Annotated in this window: 10 protein-coding genes; 6 read left to right on the plus strand and 4 right to left on the minus strand. The window is 67.8% G+C overall.

Going from position 1 to position 12,182, the window contains the following annotated elements:
- Position 1 precedes the first annotated feature (1 nt).
- From DI276_RS04725 to DI276_RS04745, 5 genes are all read left to right on the plus strand, one after another.
- A complete protein-coding gene (locus DI276_RS04725; protein WP_112262025.1) occupies positions 2-3,259 on the plus strand; it encodes a GH92 family glycosyl hydrolase in 3,258 nt (1,085 codons plus the stop codon).
- A 140-nt stretch (positions 3,260-3,399) separates the two neighbouring features.
- Entirely contained in the window at positions 3,400-4,089 is a 690-nt protein-coding gene (locus tag DI276_RS04730; RefSeq protein ID WP_198680457.1) for a response regulator transcription factor, read from the plus strand.
- A 25-nt stretch (positions 4,090-4,114) separates the two neighbouring features.
- Positions 4,115-5,791: a hypothetical protein gene (locus DI276_RS04735; protein WP_112262027.1), complete on the plus strand. Its 1,677-nt coding sequence runs from the start codon at positions 4,115-4,117 to the stop codon at positions 5,789-5,791.
- Between the two features lie 213 nt (positions 5,792-6,004).
- Positions 6,005-7,390, plus strand: coding sequence for a peroxidase family protein (locus DI276_RS04740; RefSeq protein WP_157984518.1), 1,386 nt, complete (start codon positions 6,005-6,007; stop codon positions 7,388-7,390).
- 9 nt (positions 7,391-7,399) lie between these two features.
- Positions 7,400-8,125, plus strand: coding sequence for a nucleotidyltransferase domain-containing protein (locus DI276_RS04745; RefSeq protein ID WP_112262216.1), 726 nt, complete (start codon positions 7,400-7,402; stop codon positions 8,123-8,125).
- Between the two features lie 102 nt (positions 8,126-8,227).
- On the opposite strand, the gene DI276_RS04750 is transcribed toward DI276_RS04745, so the two are convergent.
- Positions 8,228-8,617: a DUF4267 domain-containing protein gene (locus DI276_RS04750; protein WP_112262029.1), complete on the minus strand. Its 390-nt coding sequence runs from the start codon at positions 8,615-8,617 to the stop codon at positions 8,228-8,230.
- Positions 8,618-8,711: 94 nt separating this feature from the next.
- Here DI276_RS04750 and DI276_RS04755 point away from each other — a divergent pair, with 94 nt between their 5' ends.
- On the plus strand, positions 8,712-9,299 hold the full coding sequence (locus tag DI276_RS04755; protein WP_112262030.1) for a TetR/AcrR family transcriptional regulator: 588 nt from the start codon (positions 8,712-8,714) through the stop codon (positions 9,297-9,299).
- On the opposite strand, the gene DI276_RS04760 is transcribed toward DI276_RS04755, so the two are convergent.
- The 3 genes from DI276_RS04760 to DI276_RS04770 are packed head-to-tail and all read right to left on the minus strand — an operon-like array spanning position 9,258 to position 12,145.
- Positions 9,258-10,418, minus strand: a complete 1,161-nt coding sequence (locus tag DI276_RS04760; RefSeq protein ID WP_112262031.1) for a THUMP-like domain-containing protein — start codon at positions 10,416-10,418, stop codon at positions 9,258-9,260. The genes DI276_RS04755 and DI276_RS04760 overlap by 42 nt on opposite strands.
- Position 10,419: 1 nt before the next feature.
- Positions 10,420-11,376 carry a class I SAM-dependent methyltransferase gene (locus DI276_RS04765; protein WP_112262032.1) on the minus strand — a complete coding sequence of 319 codons (957 nt, stop codon included), beginning with the start codon at positions 11,374-11,376 and terminating at the stop codon, positions 10,420-10,422.
- Complete coding sequence (locus DI276_RS04770) at positions 11,366-12,145, minus strand: enoyl-CoA hydratase/isomerase family protein (protein ID WP_112262033.1); 780 nt, start codon at positions 12,143-12,145, stop codon at positions 11,366-11,368. Before DI276_RS04770 ends, DI276_RS04765 begins: the two co-directional genes overlap by 11 nt.
- Positions 12,146-12,182: the final 37 nt, after the last annotated feature.

Below are 12,182 nucleotides of genomic sequence, written 5' to 3' on the forward strand. Positions count from 1 at the left end.
CATGCAGCGAAGAGTCCTCACGACAGCTGCGGTGGCGGTGGCCATGATGTTCGGAGTGGTCCCTGCCTCCGCTCAGCCCCAGACCCAGGTGGTGCCGGACCCCGCGGCCCACGTGAACCCGTTCATCGGCACGACCAACCTCGGGAACACCTTCCCTGGCGCGGTCGTGCCGTTCGGCATGTTCTCCTTCAGCCCGGAGGCCAGTCGCGGCAACACCCTGCGCGCCGCGGCGCCCGGTGGCTACCGCTACGACGCCACGAAGATCCGCGGCTTCAGCCTCACCCACATGTCCGGCACCGGATGCGCGGGCGGCAGCGGTGACATCCCGATCTTCCCGCACGTCGGCACCGTCACCACGTCGCCGACCACGGACGCGACGGACGCGATCTACGCGAGCGAGTTCGCGCACGCGGACGAGGTGGCCAAGCCCGGCCGCTACGACGTGACGCTCAAGTCGGGCGCCAAGGCCGAGCTCAGCGCCACCGAACGCACCGGTGCCGCGCGGTTCTCGTTCCCCGCCGACAAGCCGGCGACGGTGCTGATCAACACGTCCAAGTCGCAGGTCGGGTCGTCGGACGCCCAGACCGTGATCGACCGCGGCAAGCGCACGATCACCGGATCGGTCACCGCCGGCAACTTCTGCGGGTACATCAACCAGGTCGGCCGCCGCAGCTACTACACGCTGCACTTCGTGGCGGAGTTCGACCAGGATTTCGCTGAGGTCGGCACGTACCAAGACAACGTTGTCAGGCCCGATTCGACGTCCTCCAGGGGCGGTACGACGTACGGAACGAACGGCTGGCCGGTGCTGGGCAAGGGTTCCGGCGCCTACCTCGGGTTCGCGCCCGGTTCGCAGGTCAACGTCAAGGTCGGCATCTCCTACGTCAGTCTGGACAACGCGCGCGCCAACCTCGCGGCCGAGCACAAGGGTCAGTCCATTGAGGACATGCGAGACAACGCGTACATCGCGTGGCAGAAGCAGCTCAAGCGCATCGAGGTCGGCGGCGGCTCCGATGACGAGCGGACCAAGTTCTACACCGCGTTGTACCACTCCTTGTTGCACCCCAACCTCTTCAGCGACGTCAACGGCGAGTACGCCGGGTTCGACGGCAAGGTCCACAAGATCAACCGGTCGAAGCAGAAGGCCCAGTACGGCACCTTCTCCGGCTGGGACATCTACCGCTCGCAGCTGCAGCTCGTGACGCTGCTGGAGCCGCAGATCGGTTCGGACATCGCGCAGTCGTTGCTCAACCAGGCCGACCAGAACAACGGCGTCTGGGACCGCTGGTCGCACAACAACGGCGGCACGCACGTGATGAACGGCGACCCCGCACCCATCGCGCTGGCCGCGATCTCCGCGTTCGGCGGCGACAAGTACGACATCAAGGCCTCTTTGAAGTCACTGGTGAAGGCCGCGACCGTGCCCACCGCGCTCGACCTGAGCAAGGACGGCTGGGCCGTGATGTCGGTCGGGCAACGGCCGTCGCTCGACAAGTACCTGAAGCACAAGTACATGCCGTCCGTGTCGAACGCGTGGGGTGGCGCGGCGGAGACCCTGGAGATCTCCGCGGCGGACTTCGCGATCAGCCAGCTGGCCGAGCGCACCGGGGAACGGAAGATCGCCAAGACGTTCGCCGAGCGCGCGCAGTGGTGGCAGAACAACTTCGACCCGGTCGCGGACCGCACCGGCGGCTACATCCGCAACCGCAACGCCGACGGCACGTGGGTCAAGGACTTCACGCCGGACACCGGCAACGGTTTCGTCGAGGGCAGCAGCGCCCAGTACACGTGGATGGTCACGCACAACGTCGCCGGCCTGGTGGAGTCGATGGGCGGAGCAGCTCGCGCGAACAAGCGCCTCGACGACTTCTTCCACAACGCCGACGGCAGTTGGGCTCTGACGGGTCGTGGCGGCGCGAAGTCCGAATTGGACAATGAGCCGTCGGTGAACGTGCCGTGGCTCTACAACTACACGGGCCAGCCCGCCAAGACGCAGGAGACGTTGCGCGAGACGATCAACACGCTGTGGAAGAACGCCCCCGGCGGCATTCCCGGCAACGACGACCTCGGCGCGATGTCGTCCTGGTTCGTGTTCACCGCGATGGGCATCTACCCGCAGGTGCCGTCGCGCGCCGAGCTGGTGCTGAGCAGCCCGCTGTTCACTTCGGTGAAGATCAACCGCGGCGGCGGCAAGGACATCACGATCAACGCGCCGGCTGCCAACACCGCCACGAAGTACGTGCAGTCGCTGAAGGTCAACGGCCGTTCCTCCTCGAAGACCTGGCTGCCCGAGTCGTTCGTGCAGCGCGGCGGCAAGCTGGACTTCGTGCTCGGCCGGACTCCTTCCTCTTGGGGCACAGGCGGTTCGGACGCTCCGCCGTCGTTCCGCGAGGGCGAGCAACCGATCAGGCACGACCAGCCCTACTACCTGACCGTCGAGCCGCGTCAGCTCGTCGTCGAGCCCGGCAAGTCGATCACGGCGAAGGTGAACGCGGTCAAGCTCTACGACGGTGACCCGAAGGCGACCTACACGATCACCGGCCCGGAGGCGCTTTCCTTCACCCCGACGACCGGTGCGGTGCCGTCCGAGTTCACGATCTCGGCTGCGGCCGGTACCGCGCAGGGGTTCTACGACTTCACCGTGACGGTGAACGTCGAGGGCGCAGCCAAACCCGTTGTGTTGCCACAAACCGTGAAGGTCGCTCCGGCTGGCAGCATGCTCGCCGCGGTGAACAACGTCGGCGCCTCCGACGACGCCACGGGTGAGGGCGACTTCGACGGCGGCGGCTACAGCTACTCACGCCAGGCTCTGGCTGTTGCGGGCCTGTCACCTGGTGGCACGAGCACGGTGGACGGGCTTTCCTTCACCTGGCCCGCGTCGCCTCCCGGCCGCCCGGACAACGCGACCGCGGCGAAGCAAACGCTGGCCCTGTCCGGCACGCGGCTCGCGTTCCTGGGTTCCGCCACCAACGGAGCCCGCACCCGCCCCGCGGTGGTGACGTTCACCGACGGCACCACGGCGTCGATCGAGATCGGCTTCAGCGACTGGACGCTGGGCGGCGGTGGCCAGGCACCGAGCTACGGCAACGTGATCGTCGCGAACACGCCGTACCGCAACCAGCTCGGCGGCGGCAACGAAAAGGTGGCAACGCACATCTTCGCCACCAAGACGTACGCGGCTCCGGAAGGCAAGACGCTGGCGAGCATCGTGCTCCCGGAAGATGTCAACCTGCACATTTTCGCTGTCGCGCTCGGCTAGTTCGTCAATCGTGGGTGGTTCCCGGCGCGCTGGCGACGGGAACCACCCACGTCCTATCTTGTGACGTAAGCCCAAGCGCCGCCGCCTCGCTCTGAGCGTGAGGCGCCATGCCCAACTGCGTGCGGTCAACGAGGATCGCAGTGCACTCGTGGGACCTGCTGACCACCGACGCCGTCGCGACCTGGCTGGACGCCCTGCCCGGCTACCTCGTCGTCGGCACCGCCTGCACCTTGGACGACCTGCTGCTGTTGTGCCGCCTGCGCCCACCGGACGTCGTCGTGGGACAGCTCTCGCCGGAACTGGTACCGGGATTTCCACTCGTGCCGCTGTGCCCGACCTGCGGGCTGGCTGCGTTGCGGGCTTCGCTGGAGCACGTCGTTCTGGGTCCGCTGCACCGAGTCGGGCCTGGTGCGCTGACCGATCGGGAAATGGAAGTGCTCGCGTACGTCTGCTCCGGACTGTCCGCGGTGCTGGTCGCGTCGGCGTTGCGGCTCTCGCCGCACACAGTGGTCAACTACAAGCGCCGGATCTTCGCGAAGCTCGGCGTGCAGAGTCGGGTGCAGGCGGCTGCGGTGGTCGCTCGGCTCGGTCTCGTCCGGACTCCGTGTTCCGGGGTGGTCGCTCATGAGAACGTTCCCACGCTGACGCATCGCGAGCACGACATCCTGGCGTCGATCGCTCGTGGGGAGTCGGTGCGGCAGACGGCTTCCGCGTTGGGGATCGCTGTCAAGACGGTGGAGTCGGAGCAGCGGCAGTTGTTCTTCAAGCTTCGGGTGCACAACCGGGCTCAGGCGTTGGCTGAGGCGCAGCGGTTGGGGTTGCTAACGTAGCGCGCCATCGCAGGGATAACTGAGAGTGAGCGACATCGAGCAACGGCTCATCGAGGCGGCCCGGCGCGGCGACGTGCTGAAGTGCGCCGAGCCGGACAACGTCGTGCGCGCCGAGTTGATCCGTGAGCTGTTGCTCGGGCGCCACGGTGAGCTGGACCCGCGTGGCGTCATGCTGGCAGGGGCCCGGATCGAGGGCACGCTCGACCTCGACTCGGTGAACGCCGTCGTCGGCTTGGACCTGGACCACTGCGTGATCGACGCACCGATCCAGGCCAGACAGGCCGTCCTCCCGCTGTTGAAGCTCTACGGGGGCCGATGTGCCGGGCTGCGCGCCGACGGTGTCCAGATCGACCAGCACCTGTTCCTGCGCGATGGAATCCGGATCAACTCGGACGACGAGGGTGGCGCAGTCAGGCTGCTCGGCGCGAACATCTCCGGATATCTCGATCTGTCGGACGCGGAGATAACCAACACGGCCGGCCCAGCCTTGTACGCCGACTACCTCCGCGTCGGCGGCTACCTCATGATGCGCAACGGGACTCGGATCACCGGACATGGCGAGAACGGTGCGGTCAACCTGCTGGGTGCCCGCATCACCTCGAGCGTCGAGTTCAAGGACGTGGAGATGACCAACGCCGCCGGTCCGGCCGTGACCGCCAACCGCATGCATGTCGGCGGCACCCTCCTGTACCACCGAGTCCAGATCACCGGGCACGGCGAGCACGGGGCGATCAACCTGCTCGGCGCGCACGTCGCCGGCAACCTCCTGCTCAGCGACGTGCAGATCACCAATGCGGCCGGACCTGCCGTGCAGGCCAGGCAGGTGCGCGTCGACCACTCGCTGCATCTGAGGAAGCGGATCACGTTGTCCGGAGACGGCGACAGCGGCGCCGTCGACCTCGCCGGTGCCCAGGTCACGTCGTTCATCGGCGTCGACGGCATCGAGCTGGAGATCCGCCTTGGCTCCGGTCCGCTGCTCGACCTCAGCGAGATGACTGTGGGGACGACAGTGGCATTGCCGGCTGCCTTCGTGTGTCCGGACCGCGGGCGCGGCGCGAAGTGCGTGCACAAGCGAGCGGTGCGGCTGAACGAGTTCTCCTACAAGTCCCTCGGGCCTGACTGGGACTGGGAGCGGTGGTTGCACGTCATCCGCTGTCACACCCCCGCCTACCACGCCTCGGCGTACCAGCGGCTGGCCGCCACCGAACGGGCGGCCGGACACGACGGCACAGTGCGCCGGATCCTCATGACACAGCAGACCGACCTGCGACGCCGGAGCCCGAAGTCACTCGGCGGCTGGCTGACCCGGCGCTTCCACTGGATGTGGGGCGTGCTGGCCGGGTACGGCTACCGCGCTCGGCGCACCGCGGCCGCTCTGCTCCTGGTGCTCGCCGTGGCCGGCGCGCTCGGTTGGTGGGCCGGACAGGTTCCCACTCGACCGGGCCACCTGGTCGCCGAACGCGTCACCAGTGCGACCGCGGCTACCGGAGTTCCCTGCTCCACAGTGGAACTGATCGGGCTCGGGCTCGACCGCGGGTTGCCGTTGGCCATGACCGGCATGCGGGCGAGGTGTGACCTGGACACCGCGTCGCGAGCGGGGCAGGCGTTCACCGCGGCGATCTGGCTGGTGCAGCTGGCGGTGTGGGGGCTGGCGACCTTGGCGTTGGCCGGGTACACGAACCTCGTGCGCAAGCCCGGCTGAGGTGGAAAACGGCGTAAGGGATTGACGTCCCCTGCATGGTCTTTCGTCCGTGCGGCGGCGAGTGATCTTGCAGAACACTGCGCTGACATGGGCAATCTCACCAGACGTGGATTTCTGGGAGGCGTCGCGGGCGCCGGTGCCGTCACGTTGGCGCCCTTCCCTGCCGCTGCGCAAGTCGCCGAAGCTGCCACCTCGCCCCGGTTCTTCGGGCGGATGTTTCCCAACCTGCCGCCGTTCGCCGAGAACACGCCGCGTGTTCAGGACGCGTTGCGGGCCTTGGGGGCGCCGGGTGGGCTTCTTGATGCCAAGGATCCGTTGCACGAAGGGCCCGTCCGGCTCATCACCAACCCGGAGCTGAGTCCTGGCAACCTCGACAACCCCTTCAACACCGCGGGAACTACGTTCCTCGGACAGTTCATCGACCACGACTTCACCTTCGACCTCAACTCGCGGCTCGCGGTGCCTGCGGTGCCCGAGCAGAGTCCGAACACGCGGAATCCCACCCTGTCACTGGATTCCGTGTACGGCGGCGGGCCGGTTCAGTCGCCGCAGTTGTACGACGGCGGTGACAGAGCCAAGTTCCGGGTGGAGAGCGGCGGGCTGTTCGAGGACCTGCCGCGCCGGAGTGACGGCGTGGCGATCATCGGGGACCCCCGCAACGACGAGAATCTGATGATCGCCGGGTTGCACGCGGCGTTTTTGTTGTTCCACAACCGGGTCGTGGACCGGCTCAGGGCGCAGGAAACGCCGGCTGATCGGGTTTTCGCCGAAGCGCAACGGACTGTGGTGTGGCACTACCAGTGGATCGTGGTGCACGAGTTCCTGCCGCAGATCATCGGCTTCGGGCTGACGCAGGACATCCTGGCGCACGGTCGGCGTTACTACCGGCCGGCGCAGGGACAGCACTTCATGCCGGTGGAGTTCCAAGGGGCGTGCTACCGGTTCGGGCACAGCCAGGTGCGGCCTTCGTACCGTGCGAACCTCAAGGGGGACAGCAACAATCAGCCGTTCTTCGGGTTCGTCTTCGATCCGAGTGCCGAGGGACAGCAGGACCCGGTCGATCTCCGCGGCGGGCGGCGGGCTCGGCGGAGGTTCGTCGGGTGGCAGACGTTCTTCGACTTCGGGGACGGGCAGGTGCGGCCCAACAAGAGGATCGACACGCACATCAGCACGCCGTTGTTCCGGTTGCCGCTCGGGGCCATCGCGGACGGCTCGCCGCCGACGGCGTTGCCGCAGCGCAATCTGCTGCGGCACCTCACGTGGTCGTTGCCGTCCGGGCAGTCGGTCGCGCGGGCCATGGGGATTCCGGTGCTGGACAACCTGCCTGAGCTCAGGGAGTTCGGCTTCGACCGCTCGACACCGCTCTGGTACTACACGCTGCGGGAGGCCGAGACGCTCGGCGACGGGATCACGCTCGCGGGTGCGTCGGCGCGGCTCATCGGCGAGGTGTTCGTCGGGCTGTTGCAGCTGGATCCCGACTCGTACCTGAAGCAGCAGCCTGGGTGGAAACCGACGTTGCCGTCGCGCAGTGCCGGGCAGTTCGGGATGGTCGACCTGCTCCGGTTCGCCCGCGTCGATCCTTTGAGCCGGGGCCAATAGAGTTGGGTGGTGTTCTCCGTTTCCGAACGCGATCAGCTGCGTCGTGACCTGGTCAACGCCGCCGACACCGACCCGCGGGTGGTCGGGGCGGCGCTGACCGGGTCGGCGGCCGTGGGCAGGGAAGATCGTTGGTCCGACATCGACTTCGCACTGTCGGTCGACCGCGAGATCGACGCGGTGGTGACCGACTGGACCGCGCTGATGTACGCGTGCGGTGCGGTCGGCCACCTCGACGTGCGGCGCGGGTCCGTGCTGTTCCGGGTGTTCCTGATGCGGTCGACGTTGCAGGTCGACATCGCCTTCTGGCCGTCGACGGAGTTCGGGGCGACCGGGCCGACGTTCCGGCTGCTCTTCGGTGAGAGCAACGAGATTCCGCAGTCGCGGCAGCCGGACCGCGCCGAGCTCGTCGGGCTTGCGTGGCTCTACGGGCTGCACGCGCGGTCGTCCATCGAACGCGGTCGCGGGTGGCAGGCGCTCTACATGCTCAACAACATGCGCGACCAGGTGATGTCGTTGCGCTGCCTCAACGAGGGCGTCAACGCGGTGCAGGGGCGTGGGCTCGACGATCTCGCTGATGCCGATGAGTTCGTTGGGACGCTTGTGTTGTCCACGCATCCGGACGAGTTGCGGCGGGCGTTCCACGTGCTGACCGGACTGCTGCTCACCGAGATCAACGACTCGGCGCTGGCTGAGGCTGTACAGGCGCTGTCTCCCGGAGCAACAGCCCAGCGATGATCAGCACCAGCACGGTGTGCGGTGGGACGCTTGTGCGGTCCACGCATCCCGACGAGTTGCGGCGGGCGTTCCACATGCTGACCGGGCTCCTGCGCACCCAGATCAACGACTCGGCGCTGGCTCAGACCGGGCGGGCGCTGTGTCTCGGAGCAGCAGCCCAGCGGTGATCAGCACCAGCACGGCCGCCGAGCCGTGGACCGCGAGCGCGTGGGCCACTGTGCCGCCGTGTGTGATCACTGCCAGGCAGTCGCCGATCGGGATGATCGCGTCGGCCAGGACGACCCAGCCCAGGGCTCGTCGCTGGTTCATCAGCAGCAGGATCAGCGCGGTCAGGGCGTAGGCGAGGTCGCGCACGCCCTTGACGACGTAGTAGCCGTCCGGGTCGACGATGCCGAACCCCGCGGCCACGCCGGAGCCGTTGATCAGGTAGCTCAGGCCGAAGTAGAAGCCCGCCACCACGACGAGCCAACCCATGATCGTGCTCAACCGCATGATGTCCCCTTCAATAAGCTCTAGCGCTGCTAGCTATTAGAGCGACGCTAACAGAACAGGCGCTCGGATGTCTAGCGGTGCTAGATTTGGCGACGTGACCATCCAGAACCGTCGCGAGCGCGAACGTGCGGAGCGCCACCAGCTGATCATCGACGCGGCCCGTGAGCTGGCCGAGGCGGAAGGCTGGGACGCGGTCACCACGCGCCGGCTGGCCGACAAGGTCGAGTACAGCCAGCCGGTGCTCTACAGCCACTTCAAGGGCAAGGACGCGATCGTGCGCGCGGTCGCGGTCCAGGGCAGCGGCGAGCTGGCCAGGACGTTGCGCAAAGCCCGGCCGGCGGCAGGCGAGTCACGACTGAAAGCCGCCGCGGAGGCCTACCTGGAGTTCGCGCGCGAGCGGCCCGCGCTCTACGAGGCCATCTTCGTGTTGGAAGTCGACCTGCCGTGGGGCAAGGGGGAGGCACCCCAAGAGCTGCGCGACGCGTTCGGTGAGCTCGTCGCGGCAGTTGAGCCCGTTGCGAAAGAACGGGATCTGGAGACGCTCACCGAGGTCTTCTGGAGCTCGCTGCACGGCATCGCCACGCTCACGCACGGCAAACGCCTGCGAACCAGCCACCACCAGGCCCGGCTCGAGCTGCTCCTAGGTGCGCTCAGCCTGGCAGAGCAGGAAGACCGGCTTTGACCCGATCCGGGTCAGCACCGCCGTCGCCTCGGCGGAACCGGTGAGCTTCAACCGCTTCCGCAACGTGTTCGGGTCGACGTCCAGACCGCGCACCAGGATCTCCAGCCGGCCGATCTCGCGCGCCCGCAGCAGCGACTTGAGCCCCTTTTCCGTGTAGTGCCCGTGTTCGAGCATGCGGAACGCCCGGATGCCCGCGGGCGGAGTGTCCCCGCTCAGGTACGCGATGCGTTCGTCGAGCTGCCACAGGCCGTGCCGGGCCGCGTAGTGCCGCACCAGGCCCGCACGCACGACCGCGCCGTCCGGGTCGATGAGCCACGCACCGGGAGCAGCAACCGGGCAGTCATCGGGTTCGGCATCGGTGATCGTCCACGAACCAGCGCCGTGGATCACGGTCGCGCGGCGCGAAACCCCTGGCACAGCAAGGCCTCTGGTCCACAGACAGGCTTCGCGGACGGCGCCGTCGAGCGACACCAGTTCGATCTCGTCGGCCCACGGCGCGACGGCGAAGTCGATGCCGGGCGCGCATTTCACCGCGAGATCCACGCCTGCGTAAACGGAAGACAGCTCGTCCAGCGGCGGCACGAAGTCCGCGGGGTGCCACTTGCGCCGGCCGGACGAGTCACGACGAGCCGGGTCCGCGGTGACGGCGGTGGCACGCGAAACGGGGCGGAGAGCGTCCGCCTGGACGACCAGCTGGCCCGGAACGTTGTTGCGCGCCATGGCAAGCCGGACCGGGTCGAGGTCCGAGCCGATGCACCGCGCCGCGACCGCGGACAACGCGAAAAGATCCGCACCGATCGAGCACGTGACGTCGTGGACGTCGCGACCGGCGAACCGCGCCGCCCGGTGGCGGGCAACAGCGGAAGCGGTGGCCTGCTGAAGGGCGTCGTCGGTGAAGAGCCAGCCGGCAGCCGAGTCCAGTTTGGACACCGCACGACGGCGCAGCAGCACGGTTTCCACGACCGGGGCGAACGAAGAGCCCAAGAGCTTGCGAGCGACCCCGACGTCGTGCAGGCGAGAGGCGTCCGAGAAGGGCAACGCGTCCACCTCGGCCAGAGCGGCGACTCCGGCGGCGGACCGCAGGAACGCCACGTCGGCCGAGGTGAACGCGTATCCCAACTCAGGAAGACTTCTTGCCGGTGACCGACACGTTGTAGAACACCTCGCGCGGCAGGACCTTCGCGAAGACGTTCTGGTCGACCCACGAGAGGTTCTGCCAGGTGCGGTAGGCGAACATCGCCCAGCCGAAGCCCAGCTTCTCGCGCGGCACGGCGGCCTCGAACGTGCGCACCGGCCAGCCGAACAGCGCGGCCGACAGCTCGTCCGTCACCGCGTGCACGTCGACCGCCCCAGCGCGACGAGCCGTCGCCTCCAGCTGGTCCGGGTCGAACGTGTGCAGGTCGACGACAGCTTCCAACGCCGCCGCACGAGAAGACTCGTCGAGCTCCTCCTGCGGACGGCGCCACGAGTCCAGCAGCGGAACGGCCTTGGTGATGTTGGTGGTGAGCCACCACGTCGCCTGGCCGAGCTTGCGGGCGTAGAAGTTGCCGATGTTCGTCGGGTCGCCCGCGAACACGAACTTCCCACCCGGCTTCAACACCCGCAGCACCTCGCGCATCGCCGCCTCCACATCGGGGATGTGGTGCAGCACCGCGTGGCCGACGACGAGGTCGAAGGTGTTGTCGTCGTACGGAATGCGCTCGGCGTCCGCGACCCGGCCGTCGACGTCGAGACCGAGGTGCGAGGCGTTGCGCAGAGCCACCTCGACCATGCCGGGCGACAGGTCGGTGACCGAGCCCTTCTTGATCACGTCGCCCTGCATGAGGTTCAGCAGGAAGAAACCCGTGCCGCAGCCCAGTTCCAGCGCGTGCTCGTACGGGCCGACGTCACCGGCGGCAGCGCGGAAGCGGTCCGTCGCGTAGGTGATGCAACGGTCGTCGTAGGAGATCGACCACTTCTCGTCGTAGGTGCCCGCTTCCCAGTCGTGGTAGAGCACCTGCGCGAGCTTGGTGTCCTTGTAGGCCGCCTCGACCTCTTCCGCAGAAGCGTGCGGGTTCGGTGCCGGGTCAGTTGCCACTGAACTTCGCCTTTCCGGGGCCGTTCTCGATGAACGACTCGACGCCCGCCTTCTTGTCCTCCGTCGCGAACAGCGCCGCGAAGAGGTGGCTCTCCAGCTTCAGGCCCGACTCGAGGTCGGTGTCGAGGCCACCGTCGACGGCGGCCTTGGTCGCCGCCAACGCCAGAACCGGCCCGTTGACGAACTGCTTGGCCCAGCGAACAGCGGCCGCGTACACGTCGTCCGGTGCGACGACCTCGTCGACCATGCCGATCTCGAGCGCCTCCTGGGCACCGACGAACCGGCCGGTGTAGAGCAGGTCCTTCGTGCGAGACGGGCCGATCAACCGGGCGAGGCGCTGCGTGCCGCCACCGCCGGGGATCAGGCCGAGCAGGATCTCGGGCTGACCGACCTTCACGTTGTCACCGGCGATGCGGCGGTCACAGCCCAGAGCGACCTCGAACCCGCCACCCAGCGCGTAACCGGTCAAAGCGGCAACGGTCGGCTTCGGCACCGACGCCAACGCGCCGAGAGCGTCCGACAGGCCCTTGGCCCGCAGCATCATCTCGGCGTGCGAGATCTGCGCGAACTCCTTGACGTCCGCACCGGCGGCGAAGACCTTCTCGCCGCCGTAGACGATGACCGCGTAGACGTCCGAGCGCTCGGAAGCCTCCTTGGCGGCGGCCTGGAGCTCGGTCTGCACCTGGCGGTTCAGGGCGTTCATCGGCGGCCGATCCAGCCGGATCGTGCCGATCCCGTCCTCGACCTCGAGCCTGACGAACTCAGCCACGCACCCTCCAAAGTTGTCGCGACGGCGGTGTCACGTT

Source organism: Lentzea terrae, from assembly GCF_003265345.1.
Classification (GTDB): Bacteria; Actinomycetota; Actinomycetes; order Mycobacteriales; family Pseudonocardiaceae; genus Lentzea; species Lentzea terrae.

Bases quoted from the DNA above. Each gene is read 5' to 3' on its own strand.
- DI276_RS04725 (WP_112262025.1), top strand. From the start codon at position 2: ATGCAGCGAAGAGTCCTCACGACAGCTGCGGTGGCGGTGGCCATGATG.
- DI276_RS04740 (WP_157984518.1), top strand. From the start codon at position 6,005: ATGTTTCCCAACCTGCCGCCGTTCGCCGAGAACACGCCGCGTGTTCAG.
- DI276_RS04750 (WP_112262029.1), bottom strand. From the start codon at position 8,617: ATGCGGTTGAGCACGATCATGGGTTGGCTCGTCGTGGTGGCGGGCTTC.